This window comes from Hoyosella rhizosphaerae (assembly GCF_014643175.1).
In the GTDB taxonomy this organism is placed as follows: domain Bacteria; phylum Actinomycetota; class Actinomycetes; order Mycobacteriales; family Mycobacteriaceae; genus Lolliginicoccus; species Lolliginicoccus rhizosphaerae.
This window is the reverse complement of record NZ_BMJH01000004.1, coordinates 172100-185260: the sequence shown is the minus strand read 5'-3', so window position 1 is coordinate 185260 and position 13161 is coordinate 172100. Positions and strand designations below refer to the sequence as shown.

Genomic DNA, 13161 nt, shown 5'->3' with positions numbered 1-13161 from the left:
GCGGATGTCGTCAGGTCAGGCTTTCAGAGTTTCCGGTGGTGACGACGCCGCCGCAGCCTCCGCCGCAGCGGGAATCGCATTCGCGATCACGTCGAATGCTTCATCATCCAATGCGGCTGAGACAAACCAGGCCTCAAACGCACTCGGCGGCGCATACACTCCCCTATCTAGCAGGGCGTGGAAGAACGCCGGGTATCGCCACGTTTCGCTCGCTTTCACCTGTGCATAGTCTTGCACGGAATGCTCCGTGAAGAACACGCTCACCATAGATGCGGCTGATTGAACTCTGTGCGGAATTCCGACGGTGTCGAATGCGTCCGCTAGGAGTTCCCGCAGTGCGGCGTGGTTGCGACGCAGAGCTTGGTAGACCTCGTCGGTGGCGTTACGCAACGTCGCGAGCCCTGCTGCTACTGCCACAGGGTTCCCGGAGAGGGTTCCTGCCTGGTAGACGGCGCCGAGTGGGGCGAGGTGACTCATGACGTCACGGCGTCCACCGAATGCCGCTGCGGGAAGTCCACCGCTCATGACCTTCCCGAAGGTATATAGATCGCCCGCGACCTGATCGATCCCGTACCAGCCTGCGTTGCTTACGCGGAATCCTGTCATTACTTCGTCCATGATGAGCAGCGCACCATTGTCGTGGCACAGCTGCTTCAGGCCGGCGTTGAAGCCTGGCAGTGGAGGTACTGCGCCCATGTTTCCGGCCGCAGCTTCAGTGATGATTCCCGCGATCTCCCCTGGGTGCTGTGCGAAAGCTTCCCGAACGGCGTTGAGATCGTTGTAAGGCAGGACGATAGTGTCGCTTGCCTGTGCGCCCGTCACTCCCGGAGAAGTGGGAAGTGCGAACGTAGCAACACCTGAGCCCGCGTCCGCGAGCAGTGAATCGACATGGCCGTGATAGCAACCAGCGAACTTGATGATCTTGTTTCGGTTGGTGAACCCACGAACCAATCGCACCGCGCTCATAGTCGCTTCTGTGCCCGAATTCACAAGCCGAACCTGCTCCACAGGTGCCACGCGACGAACAATCTCCTCCGCAAGCAGCACCTCCCCCTCAGTGGGAGCGCCAAACGACAGGCCGTGAACCGCAGTCTCTCGAACTGCCTCCACCACAGCGGGGTGGGCGTGCCCCAAGATCATCGGGCCCCAGGAACAAATTAGGTCAACGTACCGATTCCCGTCGACGTCGACTAGCCAGCAGCCGCGAGCTTCACGAATAAACCGTGGAACCCCTCCTACCGCGCCGAAGGCACGAACGGGAGAATTCACTCCACCTGGGGTGACTAGGGAAGCACGGTCAAAAAGTTGTGCGGAAAGTGGGACACCTGACGACCCGAGTGGAGAGTTCACCCCTCCTAGTGTTCCAGTTGAATGCAAATCGGTCCACTACGGGTCGTAGTACGTTCGGTTATCACTCGGGGTTCTCGTCGTCCATCCGAAGAATCGCTTGCTTCTCAATGAACTCAATCTCGTTTATCTCGCCCGCTGCGAACCTGCGCCGCAACTCCTCCTCTGCCGCGCTCCGTTGACGAGGAGAAGGCGGCAACTCAGGGTTTTGTGGCGGCGCCTCAAGCATGCGCGCCACCACAAGAAGCAGCAGGACCAGCACCGCTACTGCCATGAGCCCAAGAAGCAGCATCAACATACTTCCATCATGGCACCAGTCAAGCCTTAATCGCTCCTGAGAACGTCGTGCCAACATCAACATCGACGGTTATCGTCAGATGTATGACCACCACAGGGGAATTCCTACGCGACGCACTCGACGGACCGTGGAAAGAAGTTCGCGATCAGTGCCGCGAATACTTGGCATCGGACATCTTCGCTACCGAACCCGGACTCGACACGCAAACGGCCCGAGCGCGCACGCTCAAGCAAATGCAAGCCCTCGTGGACACCGGCTACCCACAACACGGTTTTCGTCGTGAAAACGGCGGCACAGGCGACGCCGGAGCTGCTGTCGCCGGGTTCGAGATGCTCGCTTATGCAGACCTCTCCCTAACCGTTAAGGCTGGGGTGCAGTGGGGCCTCTTCGGTGGGGCTGTTGAAAACTTGGGAACCAAAACCCACCACGACAAGTACATTCGGCCACTCATTAATCTTGATTTGCTCGGTTGCTTCGCCATGACTGAATCTGGTCACGGCAGCGATGTACAGCAACTCGAAACCACCGCAACATATGACCCCGCGACGCAAGAGTTTGTCATCAATTCGCCAACGCCATCGTCGCGCAAGGATTACATCGGCGGCGCTGCTGAGCACGCCTCCGTTGCCGCAGTGTTTGCGCAACTCATCACCGATGGCGAGGGCCACGGTGTGCATTGCTTCGTAGTGCCGCTACGTGACGAAAACGGCAACGACCTACCCGGCGTAACCACATCTGATTGCGGGCATAAAGGCGGCCTACTCGGTGTCGATAACGGGCGCATCATGTTCGACAACGTCCGTATCCCCCGGGAAAACCTGCTTAATCGGTACGCCGATGTTGCGGAAGATGGAACCTACAGCTCAGAGATCGAGAACGACAGCCGCCGTTTCTTCACAACTCTCGGAACGCTCGTCCGTGGTCGAGTTAGTGTCGGTGGAGGGGCAGCCGCAGGGGCTCGCGTGGCGCTCAGCATCGCCGCACGCTACGCACTCAAGCGACGCCAGTTCCGGCCCGCAAAGGACGAACCTGAGAATGTGCTGTTCGACTACTTGGTGCACCAGCGTCGGCTACTGCCGTTGATCGCAAAGTCCTACGCACTAGCTTTTGCCCAGAATGAACTCGTTCGCAAGATGCATCTCATCCAAACCGGGCAAAATGTGGACCCCGAAGGTCAACGAGCACTCGAAAAGCAGGCCGCTGGCTTAAAAGCTGCACAGACGTGGCACGCAACACGGGCAATCCAAGAGGCACGCGAAGCTTGCGGCGGCGCCGGCTACTTATCCGAAAACCGGATCGTCACCTTGAAAGCCGACACCGATGTGTTCACCACATTCGAAGGTGACAATCACGTTCTCACCCAGTTGGTCGCCAAGGAACTCCTCACCGCGTACGCCGATGAGGTGCGCGACTACGCAGCAAGCGACTGGATTCGTTTCGCCGCCACCATGGCTCGCGATGTGGTTCGTGAACGGTCAGGCGTGCGTCAAATGATCCAGACGTTGAAAGACCGCAGCGACGAAACCGTCGAGGAAGGCGACCTATCGAAGCGAGCTGTGCAGCTCCAACTCTTCGCAGACCGCGAAGATTACCTCGTTCGCACAGCAGCACAGCGGCTCCGCAATGGTGCAAAAGAGGGCGACCCATTCACGGCGTTCAACAACGCCCAGGACCACATCATCAAAGCCGGTTCCGCACACATCGATCGACTCATCTTGGAATCGTTCATCGATGGCCTCGACCTCATTCAAGACGATGAGGCGAGGGAGATCGCCGAAACTCTCTGCGACCTCTACGTCTACTCCGAGGTGGAAGCGGATCGCGACTGGTTCATCATGCACCGGTTCATGTCGGTCGAACGAGCGAAGGCTGTTCGTCGCGGCGTCAATGAACTCTGCGAAAAGCTCCGCCCCCATGCCCTCACGCTAGTCGAAGGCATGGGGGTGCCCGAGAGCATGTTGCGTGCCTCCATGCTCAACGACGCCAACGTATACGAACGCGAATAGCGGTTTAACTAGCGCTGTCGCCGCTGGCGAGCAATCTCCGCAAGGACAACACCAGCGGCGACAGACGCGTTCAGAGACTCAACGGTCTTCGCCATTGGCACACTGACGATGACGTCGCATGTTTCGCGAACGAGCCTGGACAGTCCCTTGCCCTCTGACCCTACGACGATCAGCAGCGGCACATCCGTTGACGTGAATTCGTCGAGCGATACCGCTCCTTCAGTGTCCAACCCGGCAACAAAGTACCCGTTTTCCTGAAAATGCTTCAGCGTGCGAGTGAGGTTTGTCGCCCGCGCGACTGGAAGCCGAGCCGCCGCGCCTGCACTGGTACGCCAAGCGACTGCGGTGACGCTGGCCGACCGACGTTCCGGGATCACGACCCCATTGCCGCCGAACGCAGCGGCGGACCGGACAACAGCGCCGAGGTTGCGGGGATCCGTGATGTTGTCGAGAGCCACAACCAGACCCGGGGCCTTGCTTTCGCGGCCCAATCGGATGAGATCGTCGGGGTGCGCGTATTTATACGGGGGCACCTGCAGTGCGACACCCTGATGCATCCCGTTCGTCGTCATCTTGTCGAGGTCAGTGCGTGGGACCTCAAGAATCGAGATCCCTTCATTACCTGCATAGTGAACCGCTTCAGAAAGCCTTTCGTCTGCCTCGGTTCCTACTGCGATGAAAAGTGCCGTCGCGGGAACGCCAGCGCGTAAGCATTCGACGACCGCATTGCGTCCCAGCACGAGTTCGGGGCCCTCAGCGGAACGCTTGCGCGAAGCTTCGAGAGCCGCGCGAGCCTGCTTCTCCTTCGCCTTCGCCGCAGCCCTCTTCGACGCCGCATGCCCGTAGCGCATCTCGGCGGGCGGAGTGGATCCCCGTGGCTCTAGGCCGCGGCGCCTCTGTCCCCCTGAACCAACAACGGGGCCTTTCTTGGTACCGGGTTTACGCACGGCACCCCGACGACTGGAGTTACCTGCCATTATGTCCTCATTTTCATTGTGGTGGTCGCGCGGAATTATGTACCGCTCACTGATTCCGTAGTGACCATTCTGGGCCATCAGCGGTGTCCGTGAGGTCAATCCCAAGCGCAGCCAATTTGTCACGTATCGCGTCAGCTTTCGCCCAATCGCGATCCTGACGGGCTTGCTGTCGCAGTTGCATTTCAGAGCGAACGAGACCTTCAAGAGCCGCGATCGCTGGTTCCGATGCCGACGAATCTGCGCCAACTTCGTGCCAATGCTCGTCGAGTGGGTCAACACCGAGAATGGCGAGCATACCCCGCACCTGGGCAGCTAGGCTACGCGCACGTTCACCGTCACCACGCTCAAGCGCAGTATTGGCCTCCGTAATTGTGTGGTGCACTTCTGCTAACGCCGCAGGCACTCCAACGTCGTCGTTGAGCGCGGCAGCAAAAGCGTCTGTCCAGTTGCCACGCGGAATCGCTCCGACCCGTCGCTCAACGCGGGCGATGAACGCTTCGATACGCCTGTATGTTGCTGCGGCTTCTTGCAGTGCATGCTCGGAGTACTCCAGCATGGATCGATAGTGGGCGCTGCCAAGGTAATAGCGAAGTTCTTGTGGTCGCACTCGCTCAAGCACCGCGGGAATCGACAAAATGTTGCCCAACGATTTTGACATCTTTTCGCCGCCGAGCGTCACCCACCCGTTGTGCAACCAATAGTGTGCAAAACCGCATCCGGCCGCGCGGCTTTGCGCAATCTCGTTTTCGTGGTGCGGGAAAACCAGATCCATACCGCCGCAGTGAATATCAAAATCAGAACCAAGGTAAGTTGCGGCCATCGCTGAGCACTCTAGGTGCCAACCGGGGCGGCCGTCCCCCCACGGGGTTGGCCACGATGGCTCCCCTGGTTTAGCTGCTTTCCACAGGGTGAAGTCGCTTTGGTCGCGCTTAAAATGTCCCGCGCCTTCACCTTGGTGCACATCATCAATTTTGTGACCCGACAGCGCACCGTAGTTTGGGAAACTGCGTACATCGAAGTACACGTCTCCCCCAGCAGCGTAGGCGTGACCCCTCTCAATGAGAGTCTCGATGAGTTCGACCATCTGAGTTATGTGGCCCGTGGCGCGGGGTGACACTGATGGCGGAAGCACACCTAGTTTGTCGTAAGCACGATCAAAGGCGCGCTCAAAGCGGGCGGCCCACTCCCACCAGGGACGCCCAGCCTCGGCAGCTTTGGTGAGGATCTTGTCGTCAATATCGGTGACGTTGCGCACAAACAGCACGTCAAAGCCCTGTGCGGCGAGCCAACGACGCAGAACATCAAACGCGACGCCGCTTCGGACATGGCCGATGTGCGGTTCGCTTTGAACAGTGGCGCCACAGAGGTAAATAGACACCTGTCCGTCCACGAGGGAAACGAAGTCACGGAGGGTACGCGTCTCGGTGTCATATAGGCGCAGGGTCACAACGCCTCATCCTACTTGGTAGGAGGTCTAGTGATCGAATTACTTTGCTAGGCGTTGGTGGAGATCAGTGCCGTTGCTACTGCTGCAATTCCCTCGCCACGACCAGTCAAGCCGAGGCCGTCAGTCGTTGTTGCCGACACAGATACTGGTCCGCCAACGATTTCTGAGAGCACCGTTTCGGCTTCAACACGTCGCGGGCCCATTTTGGGTCGGTTGCCGATCACTTGCACTGCGGCATTGGAGATCGTCATTCCAGCTTCAGTCAGCAGTCTGCGCACCTCTGTGAGCAGTGCGGCGCCACTCACGCCGTCGAACTCTGGTCGCCCGGTTCCGAAAACTGCACCTAGATCACCCATACCTGCAGCTGACAGCAACGCGTCGCACAAAGCGTGCGCAGCAACATCTCCATCTGAGTGGCCCGTGCAGCCGGATTCTCCATCAAACAACAGGCCAGCTATCCAGCATGGTCGTCCCGCTTCGATTGGGTGAACGTCTGTGCCAATCCCTACGCGCATCACAGGGCGACTCTATCCGCTATTGAGCCAAAAGTGTGGGCTGGGAGGCAACGAGCGCCTCTGCAAGGGTGAGATCAAGCGGCGTAGTCACCTTGAAGGCGTGCGAATGGCCGTCAACGGTTCGAACAGTCGCGCCGACCTTTTCCACGAGCATGGCGTCGTCTGTAACATCTGCGCCCGATTGTATTGCCGCATCGTGTGCAGCACGCAGCAGTTCTGCTCGGAATCCCTGAGGGGTTTGGACGGCCCGCAGCGTTGCTCGTACCGGAGTTCCAGTGACGCAACCGTCCGAATCGACAGTTTTGATTGTGTCGACGACAGGGAGCACTGGTATGACCGCATCGGCGCCGGAAAAGAGCGCGTCGGCGATTCGCCGAATCATCGACGGAGGGGTTAGTGCACGAGCAGCGTCGTGAACTAGTACGTAGTCGACGTCACCAACCGCATCAAGTCCTGCTTTAACGGAATCTGAGCGCTCGACCCCGCCAGCAAGAACCAGTACATCGCTGCCCACGATTTCTCGTGCCTGCTGAAGGCGGTCCGGTGCGCCAAGGACAATGATGCTGTCCACAACTCCTGAATTCCGGAGGCCCTCTACAGCCCACGACAGCAAAGGGCGCCCACCGAGGCTGACATAAGCCTTCGGGAGCGCTCCTCCGAGTCTTGTACCCATTCCCGCAGCAGGAACGATCGCCGCTATGCGGCGGTGCTGCCTGCTCATCCGAGAAACGACGGGTGCGACATTATGATGCGACGAGAACCTCGTCCAAGATGGAAGTGGCCTTCACATCGTCTGTGCCTTCAGCGAGAGCAAGCTCTCCGACAAGAATCTGTCGCGCCTTAGCTAGCATGCGCTTTTCACCTGCAGACAAACCGCGATCTTGATCGCGTCGCCACAGGTCACGAACAACTTCTGCGACTTTGTTCACGTCACCAGAGGCGAGCTTTTCAAGGTTTGCTTTGTACCGGCGTGACCAGTTGGTAGGTTCCTCGGTGTGCGCGGCGCGCAAAACCTGGAAAACCTTGTCCAAACCCTCTTCGCCAACCACGTCACGAACACCAACATATTCAGCGTTTGCGGCGGGAACACGCACCGTGAGATCACCCTGCGCGACCTTTAGTACGAGATACTCTTTTTGCTCACCCCGAATGGTTCGGGTTTCAATCGCCTCGATCGTGGCTGCACCGTGATGGGGATAAACAACGGTGTCTCCGACCCTAAAATTCATATGTCCCGTACCCCTTTCGATGTGTCTATGCTAACACGAGCCTGCCCTAAATGGCTGCCGTCCTCGCAGGTCAGGGCGATTGACCCAACCCAATAGCCCCCCACCTGCGCTTCTGCAGGGCGAGTAGTTCCAATCACCGACGGCAAAATGTTCCATATCGATAGCCAAAAAAATCCCGAGACTACGGCACAATTCCCGGCCAAACAAACAGCGCCAGGCCCGAATTCAAAGATGACGGGCTCGCTGGAGGCCGGGAATCCCCCACACCCACCGGAATGACAGCTCACACTCGACGAGGCGACCGATCACCCCAATCGCGAGCGTCGAGCGCATCTCGATAGGTGGAACGCTAAAACTCACCAAAGACGAGCGCGAGCACACCCACAAAGTGGACGTGGCAGGACGAAAAAACTCCAAAAGCAGACCCACCGTGCACGACGCTCGAGCACAACTACTACGCTACCTAGTGAGGCAACGTCACTGCTGGCGACCGCCGACTTGACCTGCTTCACGATGACCAAGAGCCCGGGAGGACCGACCGTGACTTCGTCAACTGCGCAGCACAGTTCCAATGCTGGTGCGTTAACTCCGCGTTCACGCACGCGGGTAGGCCGAATTGCCGCCGCAACGATCGCGCTCGGCGCGGGCGCAGCACTTGCACTTACCGGGTGCGGCGCTGGCCAGGTGACACAAACTGGCTCCAAAGAGGCAGCCGTCACCGGGTCATTCGTCGATGTTGGCGACATTGCGATCCGGAATGCCCATATTGCGTTCGAGGACGCCGAGGCATACCCGCTTGAGACTTCTGCCACCGCCACGTTGGTTTTCACCGTGGTAAACAACAACGCCGTGACACCAGACGTGCTCACCAGCATTGAGTCGTTCGACGCTCAAGTCAGCTTCCCCGATGATGAGTTGACAGTTCCTGCCGGTGGCGTATTGCGCGTTGGAACAGCAGTGCTTGAACTCGAACCAGACGAAGATCGTCCCACGGTTGAACTCAGTAACTTGAGCTCCAATGTGCGCCCAGGCCTCACAGTGCCGATCACTTTCACCTTTGAGGAAACCGGGGAAATTGTTCTCAACGTCCCCGTTGAGCCCGGCGCTGCATCCACACGTACTTACGTGCCAAGGCCATACGGCAGCCACTAGCACGTCGGTAGGCTCGCAGCGCTTTGAGTTGCTGTTTGGATACTTAACCGCAGCGCTCGTTGCAGGAACGGGAATTGTCACCCCTCTGCGATAGCCTCCTACCTGTGGTGCGAACAAAGACGACTTTCCGGTGCACGGCCTGCCAATATGTGACTTTCAAATGGGCGGGCCGATGCCCTGAGTGCGGCGCGTGGGGTTCGGTTGAAGAAGCGCCAGCCCTATCGCCTTTGCAGACTTCAGCACTCCAACGATCCGCCCTGCCTGAATCGCGTATCGCAAGCACCACCGGCGGATTGCTGCCGTCGAGTCCTGCTCGCTCAATCAACGAAGTCGAAGGCAGCCACGCCGCAGTTCGTTCCACCGGAATTGCTGAACTCGACCGCGTGCTCGGCGGCGGCGTTGTCCCAGGCGCGATGATCCTGTTGGCGGGCGAACCCGGAGTGGGCAAATCGACTCTGCTCCTCGAAGTCGTACGCCGCTGGGCCGAGCACGACACAGCTTTGTACATCACGGGTGAAGAATCAGCCGGTCAGGTTCGCCTCCGTGCGGACCGGACGAATGCCCTACACGAGCGCGTCATGATCGCCGCAGAATCTGAACTCGCCACCATTCTCGGGCACGTCGAACAAGTTCGACCAAGCCTGCTTATCGTCGACTCGGTTCAAACGATGCGCGCCGCCGACGTTGAGGGCACCACAGGCGGTGTCACCCAGGTGCGGGCCGTCACCAATGCGTTGACAAATTTGGCGAAAACTTCCGGACTTGCGGTACTTCTCGTTGGCCACGTCACCAAAGACGGTTCAGTCGCCGGACCACGCTCGCTGGAGCACATCGTCGATGTAGTGCTGCACTTTGAAGGCGACAAGAACTCGACGCTCCGAATGGTTCGCGGAATCAAAAACAGGTTCGGGCCAACGGATGAAGTCGGGTGTTTTGAACTCTGCGAAAGCGGCATCAAAGAGATCACCGACCCATCTGGGTTATTCCTCCATCATCATTCGCACACAGTTTCCGGTACAGCGATCACCGTCGCGATGGACGGCAAACGCCCGATGCTGGGGGAAGTGCAAGCACTCGTGGCGGGCAACGGTATTCCGTCGCCTCGAAGGGCAGTAAGTGGACTCGACAGTTCACGGGTCGCCATGATTTTGGCGGTTCTTGAACGTCGCTGTGGGCTCAGCCTGACTGGTTCTGAGGTGTATGTCGCCACTGTTGGTGGTATGCGGGTGACGGAGCCTTCGGCTGACCTCGCTATCGCGGTGGCTGTCGCATCGGGTGCGCGCGATCTTGTACTGCCGGAACGAACGATCGTAATCGGCGAAGTGGGTCTAGCTGGCGAAGTCCGCCGAGTACCGGGTGCCGGGCGCCGAGTACAGGAAGCTGCACGCCTCGGCTTCACCCGCGCCATCGTTCCGGCAGACTCCGATGCAATGCCCCACAACGTCGCAGTAACGCATGTACGCAACGTCGGTGAAGCACTGTCCGCCTTGGCTCCTGAGGCGAAACAGAAGTGAAGTAGGCTTCATAGATATTCCACGTTGGCGAAGTAGAAGGTGCGATGTGTCGCAGAAGAACCCATCCGAACTGCTTTCCACGATTGCAAGACTCGCTCCCGGAACTGGGCTTCGGGATGCGCTCGAACGAATTGTTCGCGGTCGCACCGGCGCACTAATTGTTCTCGGCTACGACGACACCGTTGAACGGCTATGCGACGGCGGCTTCGTTCTTGATGTCGAATTTGCTCCCACAAGGCTTCGCGAGCTCGCAAAAATGGATGGCGCAGTCGTTCTTTCGTCAGACGGCCGCAGGATTGTTCGAGCGAATGTCCAACTGGTTCCCGATCCTTCTCTCCCCACCGAAGAATCCGGCACCCGGCACCGCACAGCGGAACGTACAGCCCTCCAAACTGGCTACCCCGTCATCTCGGTAAGCCAGTCGATGAGCATCGCCAGCGTCTACGCTAGCGGCACCAGACATGTCCTCGACGACTCCGCCACCATCCTCTCGCGCGCCAACCAGGCAATCGCCACCCTCCAGCGGTATAAGCACCGGCTAGACGAGGTCACCCGGGCGCTCGCAGTAGAGGAAATCGACGACTTCGTCAGCCTCCGCGACGCACTACTGGTTATCCAGCGACTCGAAATGGTGCGCCGCATCTCGGTAGAAATCGACCGCGATGTCATCGAACTTGGGGTTGACGGTCGCCAGATCGCCCTACAACTAGAGGAATACCTTGGCGGCAACGAACTGCAACGGCGCATGGTGCTTCGCGACTACCTAAGCGCTCCAGAACATCCAGACGAGCCGACCGTCGATAAGGCGCTAGCGGCTCTCGAAGGCATTTCTGATGGCGCACTGCTCGATCTCCCCGAGTTGGCTCACCTACTCGGCTACAGCAGATCTGTGGAAACCCTCGACACTTCTGTAACACCGCGCGGATATCGTTTCCTTACGCAACTCCCCAAGGTTCCATTCACTCAAGTTGAGCAGCTCGTGCGCACATTCGGGAACCTTCAAGCCCTGCTTGCCGCTAGCCCAGAAAAATTCCGCTCCGTAGAAGGAATTAGCTCTTTCCGTGCCCGAATGCTTGCTGAAGGCCTAACCCGGTTGGCGGGTTCAACTCTCGAAGAACGGTTCTAGTTCATTCGCCTGGCGGCGACGGTTCAATTTCAGGTTCAGGTTCAGGTGCGTTCGGATCAAAAACCGAGAACGTCACTGGTTCCGCCGATACCTCACCCACCTGGGTAAACAACCGGTATTCGCCGGGCTCAACGGTTTGCCGAGCGCCCGAACAACCTGGGGAAGAATTGGTACCCGACCATGTGATTGCGAACGCCGCCTGGTCCCCCGGAGCCAAAGTCCACACATCACGACCCGTCGCGGGAGAACAGTCAGTATTGACCCAAATTCGGCGGTCACCTTCAACGCTGCGCACCGACACCTGTTTCACTGCCGGTCCGAGGTCGCGGGCACAAGTCGTATCGCCAATGTTGGTGATCACCATCCCGAATCGGGGCTGGTCACCTACCGGGTACTCAGTTCGGTCCACCGTGGCACGCACCGCCATCGCAGAATCAAGGCACGGCCCCTCCGCGATCTTAGGTTCGTCGTCAAAGTCATCGTCTTCTTCGAGGACTTCATCAAACTCGTCGTCGGCGTCAAGACTTTCGTCATCGCCGCTTTCGTCATCGTCTTCGTCCGGTTCATCAGTTGCTTCGACCAACGCCTGTGGATCGGAGTTGTCGCCTGATCCGGCGCCTAGTACCAGCCGCACGGCAAAGAACAGGCCCACAGCAAGAACGATGACGAGGAAGAGAACAATCACTGCGGCGGCAATTCTGCGTCGCCGATACACCTCGGGCGGGTGAGGAAGACGCCGAGGCGGCCGAGGTGAGCGGTAACCAGGATCGGACACGTGACCTACCGTATGCCCGAACGTGATCCACCGGGTTGACCGCGCTAGGTGTGTCGCCCTGTGAGTTACATCAACATTGTTTTATTCCGACGAAACAGGTGCTCCGTCATCGATGTCAGTATCACCGACATCGCCAACGACGCTACGCAGTTTCACTTGGCCTTCGGCGAGTTTGTACGTCACACCAACAATGGCGCAGCGGCCATCCGCCACTCGGTCAGCGACCACCCGCGACCGCGCAAGCAGTAGCTCCGACGTTTCGCGAACGTGCTGTGCTTCAAAATCGTCAATATGACTAAAGCCTCGCTGCCGAGCCCGCAGCAACGACGGCGTTACTCGCTCCACCACGTCACGCACAAAACCTGGGGGTACGTCTCCACCTTCGAGCGCCTGCAGTGCTGCAGCAACCGCCCCGCACCGATCGTGCCCAAGCACGACAATCAATGGCACATCGAGAACGCCGACCCCGTATTCAACCGACCCTAAGACTGCGGAGTCGACGACGTGTCCGGCGGTCCGGATCACAAACATCTGGCCCAGACCTTGATCGAAGATGATCTCAGCGGCCACTCGCGAATCGGAACAACCAAACAGCACCGCTGTGGGGTGCTGGGCTTCTACGAGTTTCGCGCGATCATCTATACCCTGGCTAGGGTGCATAGGTGATCCACTGACAAAACGAAGGTTTCCCTCCTTGAGGGACTTCCATGCAGATACCGGGTTCGACGAGGGCATGTGACCATTGTGCACTGCGCATTCGTGCAATTCGCACACG

At 58.8% G+C, this 13161-nt stretch carries 13 protein-coding genes; 4 read left to right on the top strand and 9 right to left on the bottom strand.

What is annotated here, in order from left to right; genetic code table 11:
* Positions 1-15: 15 nt before the first annotated feature.
* Both hemL and IEW73_RS15785 read right to left on the bottom strand, forming a co-directional pair.
* A complete protein-coding gene (hemL, locus tag IEW73_RS15790; protein ID WP_188677559.1) occupies positions 16-1350 on the bottom strand; it encodes a glutamate-1-semialdehyde 2,1-aminomutase in 1335 nt (444 codons plus the stop codon).
* A gap of 61 nt (positions 1351-1411) precedes the next feature.
* Positions 1412-1645, bottom strand: coding sequence for an SHOCT domain-containing protein (locus tag IEW73_RS15785; protein ID WP_188677556.1), 234 nt, complete (start codon positions 1643-1645; stop codon positions 1412-1414).
* An 83-nt stretch (positions 1646-1728) separates the two neighbouring features.
* On the opposite strand from IEW73_RS15785, the gene IEW73_RS15780 reads away from it, so the two are divergent.
* Entirely contained in the window at positions 1729-3651 is a 1923-nt protein-coding gene (locus IEW73_RS15780; protein ID WP_188677554.1) for an acyl-CoA dehydrogenase family protein, read from the top strand.
* A gap of 8 nt (positions 3652-3659) precedes the next feature.
* On the opposite strand, the gene rlmB is transcribed toward IEW73_RS15780, so the two are convergent.
* From rlmB to IEW73_RS15755, 5 genes are read right to left on the bottom strand one after another with little or no spacing between them, the layout of a single operon-like run.
* Complete coding sequence (gene rlmB / locus IEW73_RS15775; protein WP_188677551.1) at positions 3660-4628, bottom strand: 23S rRNA (guanosine(2251)-2'-O)-methyltransferase RlmB; 969 nt, start codon at positions 4626-4628, stop codon at positions 3660-3662.
* Positions 4629-4674: 46 nt separating this feature from the next.
* The gene (cysS, locus tag IEW73_RS15770; protein WP_188677548.1) at positions 4675-6075 is read right to left on the bottom strand and encodes a cysteine--tRNA ligase; all 1401 of its coding nucleotides are present in this window, start codon (positions 6073-6075) and stop codon (positions 4675-4677) included.
* A gap of 47 nt (positions 6076-6122) precedes the next feature.
* A complete protein-coding gene (gene ispF / locus IEW73_RS15765; protein WP_188677716.1) occupies positions 6123-6590 on the bottom strand; it encodes a 2-C-methyl-D-erythritol 2,4-cyclodiphosphate synthase in 468 nt (155 codons plus the stop codon).
* A gap of 19 nt (positions 6591-6609) precedes the next feature.
* Positions 6610-7311 carry a 2-C-methyl-D-erythritol 4-phosphate cytidylyltransferase gene (ispD, locus tag IEW73_RS15760; RefSeq protein ID WP_188677544.1) on the bottom strand — a complete coding sequence of 234 codons (702 nt, stop codon included), beginning with the start codon at positions 7309-7311 and terminating at the stop codon, positions 6610-6612.
* A 22-nt stretch (positions 7312-7333) separates the two neighbouring features.
* The gene (locus IEW73_RS15755) at positions 7334-7819 is read right to left on the bottom strand and encodes a CarD family transcriptional regulator (protein ID WP_188677541.1); all 486 of its coding nucleotides are present in this window, start codon (positions 7817-7819) and stop codon (positions 7334-7336) included.
* A gap of 540 nt (positions 7820-8359) precedes the next feature.
* Here IEW73_RS15755 and IEW73_RS15750 point away from each other — a divergent pair.
* From IEW73_RS15750 to disA, 3 genes are all read left to right on the top strand, one after another.
* Positions 8360-8971, top strand: coding sequence for a copper chaperone PCu(A)C domain-containing protein (locus IEW73_RS15750; RefSeq protein WP_188677539.1), 612 nt, complete (start codon positions 8360-8362; stop codon positions 8969-8971).
* 104 nt (positions 8972-9075) lie between these two features.
* Entirely contained in the window at positions 9076-10485 is a 1410-nt protein-coding gene (radA, locus tag IEW73_RS15745; RefSeq protein ID WP_188677536.1) for a DNA repair protein RadA, read from the top strand.
* 46 nt (positions 10486-10531) lie between these two features.
* Positions 10532-11611 carry a DNA integrity scanning diadenylate cyclase DisA gene (gene disA / locus IEW73_RS15740; RefSeq protein ID WP_229676064.1) on the top strand — a complete coding sequence of 360 codons (1080 nt, stop codon included), beginning with the start codon at positions 10532-10534 and terminating at the stop codon, positions 11609-11611.
* Position 11612: 1 nt separating this feature from the next.
* Here disA and IEW73_RS15735 read toward each other — a convergent pair whose 3' ends face one another.
* The gene (locus IEW73_RS15735) at positions 11613-12386 is read right to left on the bottom strand and encodes a DUF4232 domain-containing protein (protein WP_188677530.1); all 774 of its coding nucleotides are present in this window, start codon (positions 12384-12386) and stop codon (positions 11613-11615) included.
* An 81-nt stretch (positions 12387-12467) separates the two neighbouring features.
* Entirely contained in the window at positions 12468-13121 is a 654-nt protein-coding gene (locus IEW73_RS15730) for a carbonic anhydrase (RefSeq protein WP_188677528.1), read from the bottom strand.
* Positions 13122-13161 lie beyond the last annotated feature (40 nt).